Annotated in this window: 14 protein-coding genes; 5 read left to right on the top strand and 9 right to left on the bottom strand. The window is 37.3% G+C overall.

Features of this window, described 5'->3' with window-relative positions; translation table 11 throughout:
- Nucleotides 1–125: 125 nt before the first annotated feature.
- The 3 genes from BXY75_RS13395 to BXY75_RS13385 are packed head-to-tail and all read left to right on the top strand — an operon-like array spanning nucleotide 126 to nucleotide 3080.
- Nucleotides 126–836, top strand: coding sequence for a glycosyltransferase family 2 protein (locus BXY75_RS13395; RefSeq protein WP_121908272.1), 711 nt, complete (start codon nucleotides 126–128; stop codon nucleotides 834–836).
- Nucleotides 833–1465 (top strand): lipid-A-disaccharide synthase N-terminal domain-containing protein, encoded by a 633-nt coding sequence (locus BXY75_RS13390; RefSeq protein ID WP_121908271.1) that lies wholly within the window; start codon nucleotides 833–835, stop codon nucleotides 1463–1465. Before BXY75_RS13395 ends, BXY75_RS13390 begins: the two co-directional genes overlap by 4 nt.
- Nucleotides 1452–3080 carry a glycosyltransferase family 39 protein gene (locus tag BXY75_RS13385; RefSeq protein WP_121908270.1) on the top strand — a complete coding sequence of 543 codons (1629 nt, stop codon included), beginning with the start codon at nucleotides 1452–1454 and terminating at the stop codon, nucleotides 3078–3080. The genes BXY75_RS13390 and BXY75_RS13385 overlap by 14 nt, the downstream gene beginning before the upstream one ends.
- Before the next feature lie 8 nt (nucleotides 3081–3088).
- Here the strand turns inward: BXY75_RS13385 and BXY75_RS13380 are convergent, their stop codons facing one another.
- The 3 genes from BXY75_RS13380 to BXY75_RS13370 all read right to left on the bottom strand — a co-directional run bounded on the left by BXY75_RS13380 (nucleotide 3089) and on the right by BXY75_RS13370 (nucleotide 5311).
- Nucleotides 3089–3571, bottom strand: a complete 483-nt coding sequence (locus BXY75_RS13380) for a phosphatase PAP2 family protein (protein WP_317125253.1) — start codon at nucleotides 3569–3571, stop codon at nucleotides 3089–3091.
- 82 nt (nucleotides 3572–3653) lie between these two features.
- Nucleotides 3654–3884, bottom strand: a complete 231-nt coding sequence (locus BXY75_RS13375; RefSeq protein WP_121908268.1) for a hypothetical protein — start codon at nucleotides 3882–3884, stop codon at nucleotides 3654–3656.
- A gap of 35 nt (nucleotides 3885–3919) precedes the next feature.
- Nucleotides 3920–5311 (bottom strand): MATE family efflux transporter, encoded by a 1392-nt coding sequence (locus BXY75_RS13370; protein ID WP_121908267.1) that lies wholly within the window; start codon nucleotides 5309–5311, stop codon nucleotides 3920–3922.
- Nucleotides 5312–5433: 122 nt separating this feature from the next.
- Here BXY75_RS13370 and BXY75_RS13365 point away from each other — a divergent pair, with 122 nt between their 5' ends.
- Both BXY75_RS13365 and BXY75_RS13360 read left to right on the top strand, forming a co-directional pair.
- On the top strand, nucleotides 5434–5889 hold the full coding sequence (locus BXY75_RS13365; RefSeq protein ID WP_121908266.1) for a DUF1801 domain-containing protein: 456 nt from the start codon (nucleotides 5434–5436) through the stop codon (nucleotides 5887–5889).
- Between the two features lie 42 nt (nucleotides 5890–5931).
- A complete protein-coding gene (locus BXY75_RS13360) occupies nucleotides 5932–6708 on the top strand; it encodes a DUF1853 family protein (RefSeq protein ID WP_262697293.1) in 777 nt (258 codons plus the stop codon).
- Nucleotides 6709–6759: 51 nt separating this feature from the next.
- On the opposite strand, the gene BXY75_RS13355 is transcribed toward BXY75_RS13360, so the two are convergent.
- The 6 genes from BXY75_RS13355 to BXY75_RS13330 form a co-directional block, all read right to left on the bottom strand.
- Nucleotides 6760–7191: a hypothetical protein gene (locus BXY75_RS13355; RefSeq protein ID WP_121908264.1), complete on the bottom strand. Its 432-nt coding sequence runs from the start codon at nucleotides 7189–7191 to the stop codon at nucleotides 6760–6762.
- Nucleotides 7192–7209: 18 nt separating this feature from the next.
- Entirely contained in the window at nucleotides 7210–8670 is a 1461-nt protein-coding gene (locus BXY75_RS13350; RefSeq protein WP_121908263.1) for a RagB/SusD family nutrient uptake outer membrane protein, read from the bottom strand.
- 18 nt (nucleotides 8671–8688) lie between these two features.
- Nucleotides 8689–11757 (bottom strand): SusC/RagA family TonB-linked outer membrane protein, encoded by a 3069-nt coding sequence (locus BXY75_RS13345; RefSeq protein WP_121908262.1) that lies wholly within the window; start codon nucleotides 11755–11757, stop codon nucleotides 8689–8691.
- Nucleotides 11758–12189: 432 nt separating this feature from the next.
- On the bottom strand, nucleotides 12190–13602 hold the full coding sequence (locus BXY75_RS13340; RefSeq protein WP_121908261.1) for a M28 family peptidase: 1413 nt from the start codon (nucleotides 13600–13602) through the stop codon (nucleotides 12190–12192).
- 52 nt (nucleotides 13603–13654) lie between these two features.
- Nucleotides 13655–14533: a PPK2 family polyphosphate kinase gene (locus BXY75_RS13335; RefSeq protein ID WP_121908260.1), complete on the bottom strand. Its 879-nt coding sequence runs from the start codon at nucleotides 14531–14533 to the stop codon at nucleotides 13655–13657.
- A gap of 7 nt (nucleotides 14534–14540) precedes the next feature.
- Complete coding sequence (locus tag BXY75_RS13330; RefSeq protein WP_121908259.1) at nucleotides 14541–15704, bottom strand: sigma-54-dependent transcriptional regulator; 1164 nt, start codon at nucleotides 15702–15704, stop codon at nucleotides 14541–14543.

Here is a 15704-nt window from a genome sequence, read left to right as displayed (position 1 = left end):
CGAACTTTAGAAAACCGATTCCGTAAAAAGTTAACAAATCCATTTATCATAGAGATAAACATTTAAACCGTTCTCCTCTTAAACTAAAAAAAATTACTTTTGCAGAAATATTTCACATTCGCCGTATGTACGAGTTTACAATAATAGTTCCTGTTTACAATGAGGAGGAAAATCTGGAACGTGTAGAAAAAGAACTACTGGACTATAGTAAAATTGCGACGAAGAAAACTTCTATTCTCTTTGTAAATGATGGTTCCAAGGATAATAGTCAGGAGTTAATCGAAGCTATTTGTAAGCGAAACGAAAACTTTAATTTTATAAATTTTACAGAAAATCGGGGATTAAGTGCTGCGATAAAGGCTGGTTTTGATTCAGTTGAAAGCGAATTAGTTGGCTACATAGATTCTGACCTACAAACGGCCCCCGAAGATTTCAATCTGTTACTAGCCAAAATTGGCGAATACGACCTGGTGACGGGGGTTCGGGCAAATCGAAAAGATTCTTTTGTAAAAAACATGTCATCTACCATTGCTAACGGGATACGCCGTGCATTTACGCATGATGGTATGGATGATACCGGCTGTCCATTAAAAGTGATCAAATCAGACTATGCCAAGCGAATCCCAATGTTTAAAGGCTTGCATCGTTTTTTACCAGCGATGATCTTGCTTCAGAATGGGAAGATAATTCAGGTACCTGTGCAACATTTTCCTAGAATGGCGGGCACGGCGAATTTTGGTGTCTGGAATCGATTAATTGGACCATTAATGGATTGTTTCGCCTATTTATGGATGAAGAAAAAGTACATTAATTACGAGATTAAGAATAAAGGATGAGCAACTGGCTGATTTATGGAATTGGCTTTTTAGCTCAAATTCTCTTTTCCGGAAGACTGCTACTGCAATGGATTCTTTCTGAAAAAAGCAAGAAAATTGTCACTCCATCTTTATTCTGGAAGCTGAGTTTACTCGCATCATTTCTACTATTTGTCTATGGGCATCTTCGCGATGATTTTGCGATCATGTTAGGGCAAGCACTTACCTATTACATTTATATTCGGAACCTCCAATTACAAGGCGAATGGCAGAAATCCCCGAAGGTATTGCAGTGGTTTTTATTATTCTTTCCGGCTATTGTTGTGATCTACGCATATAATAACGGAGCCTACGATTTGCAGGAACTATTCCACAATGACGATATTCCTTTATGGTTGCTACTCCTAGGGATTGTTTCTCAAATTATCTTTACCCTTCGATTTATTTATCAGTGGATGTATTCTGAAAAGACCAAAGTTTCGCAGTTACCGGTAGGATTCTGGCGAATGAGCGTAATCGGGGCCTCATTGATCCTTACCTACGCTATATTTAGAGAGGACCCCGTTTTGTTTGTGGGTCATATTGCCGGATTAATTATCTATATTCGGAATATATTTATCTGGAAAAAACAATTTAATGCAGGCGATTAATAAAAACCATTTACTGCTATTACTTCTCACATGTGTTGCTATTTTCTTTGTGAATCTGGACGCTCTACCTGTAAATATTATGGAAGCTCGAAATTTCACAACGGCTAGGGAGATGCTTCAGGATGGTCATTGGTTGCTCACAACTTTAAACGGGGAAGCCAGATATCAAAAACCACCTATGCCCACTTGGCTTACGGCTTTTTCGGCAGCTATCTTCGGAATTAAAAGCGTAGCTGCCATGCGATTACCGGCTGCGTTAATAACCCTCATTCTAGTACTTGTTAGTTATAAGCTTTCAGAAAAAATCACTCAAAATAAGAGTTACGCATTTATAAGTTCATTGGTATTGGCAACTTCCTTTTATATAGTGGCCTCGGGACGTGACGGACAATGGGATATCTATACGCATGGTTTTATGATGGTATGTATTTTCCAATTATACCTATTGTTTAGTCAGGAGAAACGTAAATATCTTCATGCATTATTAGCAGCTGTATTTTTTGGATGCTCCTTTTTGAGTAAAGGTCCGGTGTCTTTTTACGCTTTACTCCTACCCTTTTTAATTGCCTACGGAGTGGTTTACAAATACAAAAAATTTAAATCGAGAGTGATACCGCTTGTCGTATTTTTGGCAGTGGCGCTGGTACTTTCCGGATGGTGGCATTGGTATACTTATACCTACGACCCAATTACCGTAGCACAGATTACAGAACGGGAAACTTCGAATTGGACAGGTTATAATGTGCGGCCGTTTTACTATTATTGGAGCTTCTTTATTCAAAGTGGTATCTGGACTATTCCTGCATTTATTAGTCTTTTGTATCCTTATTTAAAAAGCAGGGTTTTTAACAAAAAAGCATATCTATTTACCTTTTTATGGACCATGGGATCGGTAATTTTGCTTTCCCTAATTCCTGAAAAAAAATCACGCTATTTACTACCGGTGCTTATCCCAATGGCTTTGAATATTGGGTTTTACATAGAATATTTGATTCGGAAGTTTGCAGATTTAAAGGATAAGCGAGAAACTATCCCTGTCTATTTCAATTTTGGATTGATTGCAATTATAGGGCTCATTTTTCCAATTGCCGGTTATATTTTTCTGAAGGATGGGCTGGAAGGAAGCTGGATAAGGTTTGCTATACTTGCAATCGTATTATTTTGTATAGGATTTTTTATGCTTCGGAATCTCTTCCGAAGAAAAATTCTACCCGTATTTTATTTAACTATTGCTTTCATCGCATCAGTTACGACCATTGGGTTACCGCTTGTAAGTGCGATTACCATCAATGATGAATACAAACCGCTTTCACTTCTAAATGACTGGCAGGCTTCGGAAAATCTGAAGGTGTACGAGTTTACCTATTTCACACCGGAATTAATTTGGGATTATGGCGATGAAATCGAGGTATTAGCTGTAGATGGAAAGATAAATATTCCTTCCGAAAAGCGGTTCGGATTGTTGGTTGGAGAGGAAGAAACTGAAAAATTTAAAGAAGTTTTTAGTGCTTATACGATCGAAAAAATTACCAGATACGACATGAATCCTCAGGGGAAGGAACATAGGTCACATAAAACCAGGCTGTATCGGGATTTGTATTTGCTTCAGAAATAGTACTGCAGTCAAGGCTTCACAATGTACTTCCTGTGAGCCCACTGTTGTAATCTAAATATTCCCCATCCAATAATGCTTCCGAAGAACATACCGGTAATAACATCCAGCGGATAATGAACACCAAGATAGATACGGCTATACCCTAGCATGACCGCCCATAAAATAAGTAGAAACTGAAGGTAATAATATTTCTTACGCAAAAGCAGCCCTAGAAATACAGCTACGGCCATAGAACTGGCGGCGTGCGCAGAGAAATAGCCAAACCTTCCACAACCATCGGCTATAAAACGCATACTGGCCTGCAAGCTTTCCACTTTACACGGTCGTGGTCGCATAATATTGTATTTAAAAAGGTTCGCCAACTGATCGGTTGCTGTAACCAACACAGCTGCAGCGAGCATTACGACAAGCGTACCTTTTACTCCAAGTTCACGATATACAAGATATAATAAGATTGCGTAAAGAGGGATTGACGACCATTTTTCGGTCACAATCAGCCAAAATCCATCCCAGGTTTCGCTGCCTAAATTATTAAGAAACAGGAAGAGTTGAGTATCATATTTGAGTAATTCCTCAATCATTTTCGTACTGCTCTATTTCACGATCGTAAAACTCGGTTGCTAGTTTGATGAAATTTTCGGTTTCGGTTTCGAGCTCCTTTTGATCATGAGCATCAAAATCTTCTAACCATTCTACCTCGTCGTCTTCAAGATTTATAATAAATCGAGGAAATTGTGTGTGAACAACAAAAATGGCTGTCGGATAATCACTATTATCACCCAGTATAAATTTTGGAAACTCCATGATATATGTTTTATAAATTCGTTAGATCAGTTTCATTAAGCGGATTGATCAATCATCTCTTCGTTGGGTTCCACTTCTGTAAGTTTATTTTCTTCGGAAGTGATGATCAATTTCTTCGAAAGATAATTAAATCTGATGAAAAGCATGATAGCGGAAGCAGTAAGTCCCGCTAATAATCCTAGCCAAATTCCGCTACTCTCGTAATCAGTATGCATGCTAAGATAGTATGAAACGGGGAAACCAATAAGCCAATAGGCAATAAAGGTTAGCACCATAGGTATTTTCACATCTTGCATACCTCTCAAAGCTCCAAGGGCAACAACTTGTATGGCGTCACTTATTTGGAAAATTGCTGCTATAAACAAAAGTGTGGATGCAATACTCACTACTTCATTATTATCGATTAGATTACTAATATCATCAAGATCCAGATATAATTCGGGCAACATGGTATTAAAGACCATAAATAGAGCTGCAAAAACAACTGCCAATAGTATGGTCAGCACAAAAATTGAAAACGCAATTCTTCTTAATTCTTTAAAATTTTGAAGCCCTTTTTGATTCCCAACCCGTATCATGGCAACTACACTGAAGCCCATCGCCACCATAAAGGTCATTGAAGACAGGTTTAAGGCAATTTGATTGGCCGCCTGTGGATTTTTTCCTAAAATCCCAGAAAGCCAAATAGCGGCTGTAAATACAGCTACTTCAAAAAACATTTGCATTGCCGATGGGAATCCGAGGTTAATTATTTTCATAAGCATTTTCTTACTTAGAGTAAAGAGCTTAATATGAAGCACGAAAGGCTTCGATTTGGGATGCTTGGCGAGTAAATACCATAGATGAGCTACCATTATAACTCTGGATGCCAATGTTCCGATAGCCGCTCCAACAACGCCAAGTTCGGGAGCTCCGAACTTTCCGAAGATAAACATATAATTGAGAAGCACATTAACTAGATTGGCCAAGATAGTCGCATACATTGGGTAGCGGGTCATTGACAAGCCATCACTGAACTGCTTAAATGCCTGAAAGATTATTAATGGTATTAAAGAAATTGCGACCAAAGTCAAATATGGCATTGCCAAATCAACAACCTCTGCTGGTTGTTTCATAGCATACATCAATGGTTTTGCGAACATTACCATTAAAAAGAGGGCGATTCCAAGGACGGTACATAAAAATAGTCCGTGTTTAAAAGATGACTTACCAGCCTCAAAATTTCCTTCACTATCGGCTTCAGCGACTAAAGGGGTTATTGCGGTTGAAAACCCAATTCCGAGAGACATAGCGATGAACATAAAACTATTTCCGAGGGATACCGCTGCCAACTCTGCTGTTCCCATTTGTCCAACCATGATATTATCGACCAAAGCCACTACAGTGTGTCCTAACATCCCCAGAATTACTGGAGTTGCTAAGGACATATTAGTCTTAAATTCTTTAGTATATGCGGAGAACAATTTGATAAATTTTGAGGTGCGAAGGTAAAAAAACCAAGCCTTGAAAGTGCATAAACTTTCTTATATTTAACATTTAAAGCAATCTTATGCAATCGAAAGCTACAACACCTGAAGCCTATTTGAAAGAACTCCCGGAAGAACGAAAAGAGGTTATCTCCAAAATCCGCAGTAAAATTCTTGAAAATCTTCCTAAAGGATTTGAAGAAACTATGAGTTACGGGATGTTGGGTTATGTGGTTCCTCATTCTAAGTATCCGGATGGCTATCATTGCGATCCCAGAACTCCTTTGCCGTTTATTAATCTTGCTTCACAGAAAAATCATGTAGGTTTCTATCATATGGGCATTTACAGCGATCCGAAGCTTATGGAATGGTTTACAACCGAGTATCCAAAACACGTATCGGGAAAACTAGACATGGGTAAAAGTTGTATTAGGTTTAAAAACATGAAAAAAATACCCTACGATCTTTTGGGAGAATTAGCTTCTAAGATGACTACAGATCAATGGATTGAGCGTTATGAAAGTGCGATAAAAAAATAATTATATCTTACCATCGAATCGAAAGGCATATTAGCGAAATTTTTGAAAACACCTGAGTTAATCATAAACTCGGACTCGTTTTCCTTTACTAGCTTTTTTACTTCTGAAGCCAGCGTATCGCTATCAGAAATAGAATTTCCAAATGAGCTGATAATTGGCAAACAAGCGGAATTTTTGTTTGAGACACTTCTGAAGCTTTCGTCTCGTTATATTATATTGTTGTCTAATATTCAGATTCAAGGCAGAGATAGAACGCTAGGTGAGCTAGATTACCTTGTTTTAGATCGTAAAACGAGCAGCACGCTTCACATTGAATTGGCATGCAAGTTCTATTTATTCGATGCCAGCTTAGGCGATTCTCCGGAAGCACCTTGGATTGGCCCCAATAGAAAAGACCGTTTAATAGATAAATTGGGAAAGCTTAAAAAACAACAGTTTCCATTACTTTATAGAAAAGAAACTCGCGAGCAACTTTTGCCTTTACAAATTGATATCAATTCAGTGCAACAACAACTTTGTTTAAAGGCATTTTTATTTATTCCGAAGGAGCTGTCTAAAGAAGTATTTCCGAAGAACTATCAATCGTGCATTTATGGATATTGGATACATTCTTCCGATTTTTCTTCTGAAGATAAAGATGCACTTTACAGAATAACCAATAAAAAAGAATGGTTATTACCTCCAGTAAATTTATCTGAATGGCAGCATTTTTCCGAAGTAGAAAAGAAAATAAAAGAATCGATAGGAAACAAAAAGTCGATTCTTATCTACAAAAAACGCAATACTAACATACAGCCTATTTTTGTAATCTGGTGGTAAAAAAAAAGACCGTTCTTTCGAACGGTCTTTTTAGTTTTAAACAGTATAAACTTATACTCTTTTCTTCATTGCTAGTGTGAAGAATTGACCTGAAATAAGTCCTGATGTAGGCTCTGGCGCTACAACAAGAAAAAGTTCATCCACTTGTAAACTTAGGTTAAACCCAGTAATAGTGAAAGTCGCTTCATTTTCTCCAGCTAAAATAACAATTTCTGAATCAAACGAATAGTTTTCAGCAGGTACATTAGTACCAGATTCAACTACTGAAATTGTAAAAGTTCTATCTACCGATGAAGCATCAGTAATATACAAAGTAGCAGAAGTAGTTTTCTCAGTCTGTCCCGGATTAAAAGTCATTGCTCCAGTTGCTGTAGTAAAACCAAGAATCGGTTCAAATTCAGATGGTGCATCATCATATGTTTCACAGGAAACACTAACTAAGGCTATCATTATAATAGCAAATACTATATTTATTTTTTTCATCTTTTTTACGTTTTTAGATTAATACCCAGGGTTTTGAACAATATTATTGTTCGAATCAATAATCCCCTGATCTATCGGTAATTGAAATTTAGTGCTTCCAGCGCTCAAAGTTAGAATTTCGGAAGGAACTCCAGTACCGTCGGCTTCATCACCAGCGTTAGTTCTTTCGATAGGTAATCCCCATCTCTTAAGATCGTAGAAACGTTGGTATTCGAAAGCGAATTCTAAACGTCTTTCCAAACGGATTGCATCTCTAAGTGCAGTTCCAGTTTCGCCACTTGGTGGAGCAGTGTATCTTCTAGATCTCACTTCATCAAGAGCATTTCTTGCTGGCACTTCACTTCCAAGGTTAAATAAAGCCTCTGCCTTATTTAATTTTGCTTCAGCAGCACGGAAAATTTTAATGTCAACAACACCATTAGTTTGACCAGTTTTACCTAGTAACTTACGGATAGCGTTATAATCTTTACCATTAGAATCTGTACCAAAAGTGATATAAGCAGCTTTTCTGATATCATCTGCTGAGTAAGTGTTAAACAATTCAAAAGAAACAGCATATTCTGGTAAGAAAGTTCCGCTTAACGGTCCTTGACTCCATGTAACACCAACTCCTGCGTTTAATACGCTAGCTTCATTAGGAATAGAAAATATTAATCCGTCTTGGCTTGAATCATCCCAAACATTAACAACATTTGCACGTGCAGCTACAGAAGTTGTAACAGCATTCGCAGCATCTATTGAGTTCTGCCATTGTCCCATATATAAATATACTCTAGACAATAAAAGATTTACAGCATTTCTATTTAATCTACCTGGATCATTAGTCACATTTATACCTGCTACTGCATCTGTTAAATCAGTGACAATTTTTCCATAGACTGCACCAACAGTCTCTCTTTCCGGAGTTATGTTTGGATCAGCTTCTGTTACATATGCAACACCAAGGCTTCCATTTGCATCACCTGATTGAGTAGGTATTTTTCCAAAATTCTTTACTAGATCGAAATGAGCCATTGCTCTCAAGGCTTTTGCCTCTGCTACAATATTCGTCTTATTCTCTCCTTCAAAAGTTTCAGCAAAGAACAATACCTGATTTGCGCGATATATCAAAGAATATGCATCACGATACAAATTCCCTAAATTACTCTGACTAGGAGAATATCTGAAGTTATGAATGGTAGATTTACTTGTTCTACCAGATATCGCCATAGTTACATTATCGCTCATTACGTCTGGAGCACTTAATAACGCACCAGCATCACTTGCACCGTAATATCCTGTTGAAGTCGAACCATCTCGACCAACTCTCACCAAGGCAATATAAACACCACGGATACCATTTTCAAAATCATCTACCGAAACGAAAGCGTTATCAGTAGCAAGCCCGTCAAAAGGCAATTGATCCAACTGTTTATCACAAGAAACGATAGTTCCAGCTAAAACGACCAACATTGTTATTTTAAATATTATATTTTTCATTTTATAATTTTTTTTTAATTAGAAACTTACGTCTAAACCTACTTGAATAGATTTAGTATTAGGGTAACTATATAAAGTAGCTTCACCTGGTGCTACAGAATCTGCAAAAGAGATAGTTTCACCTGATGATAATCCTACTTCAGGATCACCAAAGAATTTAGTAAAGGTCAATAAGTTCTGTCCTTGAACATATACTCTTAAGTTACTAAGTGGAGATTTCTCTAAGGTTTTCTTTGGAAATGAATACGAAAGCGTAACATTTCTCATACGAATATAATCTCCTCTTTCTAGAAAACGATCTGTATTAGCAGCCAATGAACCTTCGTCATTTCTATAAATTGGACTCATGCTCACGTCTGTATCTCCAGGTTGTTGCCAGTAATTGAATGCTTCAGTTGCTTGATTTGCATCTACAGCTAAACCATCTGAAACTACATTACTCTTAACAAAGTTGTTAATCCAGTTACCATACTTGAATACAAAATCGGTACGAAGACCAAATCCTTTGTAAACAATGTTGTTAAAGAAACCACCTTCTTTATCAGCGATAGTAGATTTCCCTTGGAATACTCTGTTTTGATTATCATCTTCCGGCATTTCGTCTGCAAAATATGTGTTACCATCTGCACCATAATACATAGGACGACCAGTGTTAGAATCTAAACCAGCATAACGAATTAAGAAATGCTCGTTAATCTTAGTTCCTTCATCCCATCTAATGTTAAATGTGTTAGGTGGGTCAATTGGAGCTCCATTTGGAAGAGAAACAATTTCAGATTTAGTCAGTAATAGAATATTTCCTCCTATTGTCCAAGTTACATCCGGGCTTCTTACAATATCAGCTTGTAATGATAATTCAATACCTCCATTTTCAATTTCAGCCGCATTACCTGCTACTGTATCAACTCCAGATTCATCAGATCTAGGAATATCAAATAATAACTCGGTAGTATTACGAACGAAATAATCTCCAACAAAACTTATTCTTCTATTAAACATATTAAGTTCAATACCAACATTTGTTGTTTGAGTAGTTTCCCATTGTAATTCCGGGTTAGGGAAGTTAGAAGGTTCAGTTGCAAGACCTCCTGGATATTGAGCAAATCCTACAAAACCTTGAGCTTCGTATCTATCAATACCAGATCTGTTACCAACAGTACCAATTGCTGCTCTAATTTTAAGATCATCAATGGCATCTACTTTAAAGAAATTTTCTTTTGCTACGTTCCAACCAATACTTCCACTATAGAAAGTACCATATTGTACATCACTACCAAAGTTTGAAGAACCATCACGTCTAATAGAAGCAGAAGCTAAATATCTTTGGTTAAAGTCATAATCGGCAAAAGCACCATAAGAAACTAAAGTCAATCTATTTCTTGTTGTAGAAGCGCTATCGGTAAAACCGGCATTACTTTGAGTCGTTAACAACGGTGAACTAAAACCTCTACTAATTGCAGAAAGCGTGTTAACCTCGTTAAAGTTATATTCAAAAAGACCAAGAATATTTAAGTTATGATTTTCAGTAATAAGCGTATAATTCAATCTATTACTAGCAGTCATATCTAAACGTTGCGTATTTGCATCCGTTTTTCTTCCTGGGAAGTCAGCATTTCCAATAAGATCATCTAAAACCCCTCCAGGTTTTGAGTAAGTTTCTCTTCTTCTATTTAAATGGTTTACAGCAAAACTAAAACCATAACTTAAACTTTTAGAGAACTTCACTAACGCATCTACATTGGCCAAAGTAATATTTTCTACTTCAAAAGCTGGCTCAGTTTCCAACGCACGTCTTACAGGATAACCTGTTGTAGTAGTGTTGTAAATTGGTTCACCATTTTCATTATAAGTAATCTGATCGAACTCATCCAATACAAATTCTGTCTCATAAGGATTTACATCCAACATGTGACGGAATGGATTCTGAGAGTTATTTCTATCTCTTGGCTCATCACTTAAAGATCGTGCATAACCAACATTCACACCAACTGACAACCATTCTTTCGCGTCAAAGTTCACGTTCAATCTAGAGTTCAATCTTTCAAAACCAGAAATCTTATCAATGATCCCTGTATTTTTGTCATGACCTACAGAGAAAAAGTAATCCATTTTCTCAGCACCACCATCGATAGAGATGTTATTGTTTTGAACGTAACCATCCTTCAACACTAACTCTTCCCAATCTAATGCATTTCTTGTTAAACGATCACGCTCAGGAGATCCTGGTTGAGTAGTAACCCCTGGCAATGCAGCAGCTCCAGCAACACCAAGAGCATACATATCTCTTTCGTATTGTAATTTCTGAGTTGCATCCATCATAGTATAATTAAGATCTACTCTTGTAGTAGTACCAAATCGTGAGCTATAACGAACCGTTGCGTCTTTATTTCTATTTCCAGTTTTAGTAGTAATTACTACAACACCGTTAGATCCACGAGAACCATATCTTGCAGTTGTAGCGGCATCTTTTAAAATTGTAATGTTTTCGATATCACTAGTTGCAATATTTCCAAGCTCCTCTTCACGGATTGGAGCACCATCTACTAAATATAAAGGAGATGATCCACCAGCACTCAATGAACCTGTACCTCTAATACGTACAAAGGCCCCTTGTCCTGGCTTTCCGTTAGCAGCAGTTACCTGTACCCCGGCAGCTTTACCTTGTAAAAGGTTATCCACACTCGTAGTAGGTGCCAACTGAGATATTTCACTCGCAGAAATAGAAACAACGGCAGATGTTTGTACCGTCTTATTTCTAGTAGAATATCCTGTTACAACTACTTCTTCAAGAAGTGCTCCAGGTCTTAACGACACACTCATGGTGTTTGAAGCTCCAACTTTAAGTTCTTGAGTTTCAAAACCAACATAACTAAATGACAGTGTTTGTCCCACTGCAGCTGAAATTGTGTAATTCCCATCAAAATCAGACTGGGTTCCTGTATTTGTCTGTTTAATTATTACGTTAGCCCCAGGCAACGGCAAACCAGCATCATCTGTAACAGTTCCTGTAACTGTTTTTTCTTGTGCTAGTACCATAGTCATATTAAAGAATATAAGCACTAACCATAAATAGTAACTTTTTTTCATAAAAAAAAATTTAATTATTAATAGAGTTAATTTAAATTTCAATCACAAAACCCTTAAAATTCGTTAAAATCTTAACTTTTATTAAACATTTTTGCAAAAATCAACAAAAAGTAAAATTCAGCTACAACCTTCCAAGGGTCTATTTGACGGGCGAAATATACTAAAAAAATACTTATTGGTGCATTTTTTTAAAATAGTCTTTTATATTTTTTTTAACTCAGCGTTAATTTCAAGTTAACTTGGATTTTTTAATATAAAACTTCTAAAAAACCTAGTCTCGCCCACAATTTCATTTTTTCAGAAATAAACCAATTATTTAACAATAAGTCTAAATCTGAAACATTATCATCTTAATATCGAAAATAATTAGTCTTGTTTTGTCTCTCGTCGAAAGCAAACCTTACGAATTCGAAAAAAACATCACAATAAAGATTAGTTTTTTATCGATTTTAGCTCACTTTTCGTACCGTATTTATCAAATAGATACACTAAACTCGCCATGGTTGCGCCACCTAATTCCAATTCACGTTGGTTTACTGCTTCAAAAGTATCGCTTGCAGCATGATGGTAATCAAAATATCGTTGAGAATCGGGTCGTAATCCCGCCAATACCATTCCTTTTTCCTTTAAAGGTCCAATATCTGCACCGCTACCACCCTTTTCGAAGTAATGTATTAAATATGGTTTAAATAAAGTCTCCCAACTTTTTACCTGAGCAAAATCCTCATCATCAATATCGAATGAAAAGCCTCTTGGTGTAAAGCCCCCAGAATCACTCTCCAATGCAAATACATGGGTTTCTCCTTTCAGTTTTGCCTCTTCTGCATATTTCCTTCCACCTCGTAAACCATTTTCTTCATTCATAAATAACACCACCCGAATGCTGTGTTTGGGCTGATAATTTATTTTTTTAAACAATCGAAGTACCTCCATCGACTGAACACAGCCTGCACCATCATCATGAGAGCCATCTCCAAGATCCCAAGAGTCGAGATGTCCACCGACTACCATATATCGATCCGGATATGTACTTCCGGTTATTTCACCTATCACATTATAAGATTGTACATCCGGATAAATTTTGCAATTTTGTTTGAAGTAGAACTCAAGTGTTGGAAGTAGTTTTAGCGTATTACTTAGCAATTCTGCCCCTTTAGTGCTAATAGCACAGGCTGGTATCCGTTCACTTGCCGGAGCATCGCCATACGTCATAGATCCAGTATGCGGAAAATCATCTAATCTTAAGTTCATGGATCGAACCACTACTCCAACTGCACCGTATTTAGCCGCTTCCATGGCACCAGCATATCGCTGATCCACACAACCACCATAAGCTTCGAAGGTGTGGATAAGATCAGCTTTCATTGGACGGTTATAAAATACGATTTTACCTTCAATTTGAGCTCTTCCATAACGCTCAAGATCCTCTATCCCTTGAACTTCAATAACTTCGGCCTTTATTCCAAGATCGGGTGTAGCTACCGACCCACCTAGTGCGCAAATATTTGTAATAATTGACTTACCTGGTCCGGTTTCCAAATATGCGTATTCGGGAAAACCTCTGGTCCATTTAGGCACCATAACAGGTTGAAGCCATACTTTATCTAAGCCTAGCTTATTTAATTCGGCTTCAGTATAATTAACCGCCTGCTCCGCATTTAATGTTCCCGAAAGTCGTCCGCCAATCTTATTTGATAAGTAATCCAACCAATCATAGCTCTTTCCGTTTAGAAGAGCCATGTCATAAATAGAACGCATAGTGAGCGAATCTTGCACATTCGATGTTTGTGCAATTCCTTCCGAAGCGAAAAGAATGCAAACAAATAATAAGGTAAGTTTTTTCATAGGTGTGATTTCGAGACTATTTTTCTTGAAGGCTTATTTTTCAGAAGCAAAACTAATCATTTTCAAGTCGTTTTCTGTAATCGTCTATCTGCGCCTTAATTTTTGGATCCAACTCTGGCTCCTTTATATCTGTATACTTCTGAAGCTCCTCCAATAAAATTTTAGCGACAATATATCGAGCTGAAGGCTTATCGTCCGATGGAATTATATACCAAGGCGCGTGAGGCTTGGAAGTTCTGTTAATCGCATCCTGATAACATCTCATATAATCGTCCCATAATTCTCTCTCATCCAAATCTCCTGGTGAGAATTTCCAATTTTTATTGGGTTTATTAAGTCTTCGTAACTGTCGGTTTTTCTGTTCGTCTTTTGAAAGGCTCAGAAAAAATTTAAAAATAATCGTGCCATTTTCCGAAATGGTCTTCTCAAAGTCATTAATCTGCTGAAAACGTTTATTCCAGAAAGCCTCATCTATATCAGCTACACTTTTCACATCCGGAAGGTTCTCGCCCAAAATATAATTTGGATGTACTCTGGTGACCAATACATTCTCATAATGTGTGCGATTGAAAACTCCAAACTTTCCACGAGCAGGCAGTGCAATATAATGCCGCCATAAATAGTCGTGCTTTTTCTCCAAATCGGTAGGCACTTTAAAACTATGTACCACAACACCTCTTGCGTTGAAATCTTTAAAAACTTCCCGAATAAGGCTATCTTTTCCTGCAGTATCCATTCCCTGAAGACACACTAACACCGCATATTTGCCATGGGCATAAAGTGTATCCTGTAGTTTTCCTAGTTTCTCTCTTGTCTCTTCGAGTTCATTTTCTATTATATCTTCGGAAGCATCCAGATCGCAAAGTGTCTTTTGATTTTTAATATCGATCGGTGACGTTACCTTATATTCCTCTAATTTAATTTCCTTCATATCGGGCTTATTTACTGGCAAATAATTTTACATCCTCTTCGCTTACTTTCGTTCCTCCTAAAATAATAAGACGCTCTACTACATTTCGAAGCTCCCTAATATTTCCTGTCCAATCGTACTCTTGAAGCAATTTTAATGCTTTTTCTGAAAAAAACTTCTGAGACGTTCCGTGTTCTTCAGCAATTTTTTTTGTAAAATAATCTACCAATAACGGAATATCCTCTCTTCTTTCATTTAGAGGAGGAACCTTGATTAAAATAACAGCTAATCTGTGATATAAATCTTCCCTGAAATTTCCTTCAGCAATTTCCTTTTTTAGGTCTTTATTTGTGGCGGCAACTACTCTAACATCAACTTTAATATCTTTATCACTTCCTACCCTTTGCACTTTATTCTCCTGCAATGCTCGTAATACCTTGGCCTGAGCCGACAAGCTCATATCCCCAATTTCATCAAGAAAAATGGTGCCTCCGTTAGCGGCTTCAAATTTACCTGCCCTGTCTTTAACAGCAGATGTAAACGCACCTTTTACATGTCCAAACAATTCACTTTCTATCAACTCACTAGGAATCGCCGCACAATTCACTTCGATCATAGGACCTTTAGATCTCACGCTTTTTTGATGTATCCAATGTGCGACCAATTCTTTTCCCGTCCCATTAGGTCCGGTAATAAAGACTCTGGCTTCGGTTGGAGCCACCTTTTCAATCATATCTTTAATTTGAGCAATTCCAGATGACTCTCCTATCATCTGATAATTCTTACTCACTTTCTTCTTAAGGAGCGTATTTTCGACCACAAGCTCTTTTCGGTCGAGTGCGATACGTACGGTATTCAACAATCGATTAAGGTCGGGCGGTTTTGAAATATAGTCGAAAGCTCCCAATCGCATCGTATTTACTGCCGTATCCAGATCGCCATGACCTGAGATCATAACCATTGGGATTTCGGGCTTAATCTTTTTTGCAGCTTCCAGTACTTCCACACCATCCATCTTAGGCATTTTGATATCACAAAGCACAAGATCGAAGTCTTCTTTTTTGATTAACTCAATACCTGCGAGCCCATCTTCCGCTTCGGAGACTTCATAACTTTTATTCTCTTCTGATAATATTTTAACTAGCACTCTTCTAATTGCAGCTTCGTCTTCTATAATAAGTATTTTCGGCAT

Source organism: Ulvibacter antarcticus, from assembly GCF_003688405.1.
Lineage (GTDB): Bacteria > Bacteroidota > Bacteroidia > Flavobacteriales > Flavobacteriaceae > Ulvibacter > Ulvibacter antarcticus.
This window is presented reverse-complemented; position numbering and strand designations above follow the sequence as displayed.

Coding starts and splice junctions, on each gene's coding strand:
- BXY75_RS13395 (WP_121908272.1), top strand. CDS start 126: ATGTACGAGTTTACAATAATAGTTCCTGTTTACAATGAGGAGGAAAAT.
- BXY75_RS13330 (WP_121908259.1), bottom strand. CDS start 15,704: ATGCCGAAAATACTTATTATAGAAGACGAAGCTGCAATTAGAAGAGTG.
- BXY75_RS13370 (WP_121908267.1), bottom strand. CDS start 5,311: ATGTCCTTAGCAACTCCAGTAATTCTGGGGATGTTAGGACACACTGTA.
- BXY75_RS13390 (WP_121908271.1), top strand. CDS start 833: ATGAGCAACTGGCTGATTTATGGAATTGGCTTTTTAGCTCAAATTCTC.
- BXY75_RS13335 (WP_121908260.1), bottom strand. CDS start 14,533: ATGAAGGAAATTAAATTAGAGGAATATAAGGTAACGTCACCGATCGAT.
- BXY75_RS13385 (WP_121908270.1), top strand. CDS start 1,452: ATGCAGGCGATTAATAAAAACCATTTACTGCTATTACTTCTCACATGT.
- BXY75_RS13345 (WP_121908262.1), bottom strand. CDS start 11,757: ATGAAAAAAAGTTACTATTTATGGTTAGTGCTTATATTCTTTAATATG.
- BXY75_RS13340 (WP_121908261.1), bottom strand. CDS start 13,602: ATGAAAAAACTTACCTTATTATTTGTTTGCATTCTTTTCGCTTCGGAA.
- BXY75_RS13375 (WP_121908268.1), bottom strand. CDS start 3,884: ATGGAGTTTCCAAAATTTATACTGGGTGATAATAGTGATTATCCGACA.
- BXY75_RS13350 (WP_121908263.1), bottom strand. CDS start 8,670: ATGAAAAATATAATATTTAAAATAACAATGTTGGTCGTTTTAGCTGGA.
- BXY75_RS13355 (WP_121908264.1), bottom strand. CDS start 7,191: ATGAAAAAAATAAATATAGTATTTGCTATTATAATGATAGCCTTAGTT.
- BXY75_RS13365 (WP_121908266.1), top strand. CDS start 5,434: ATGCAATCGAAAGCTACAACACCTGAAGCCTATTTGAAAGAACTCCCG.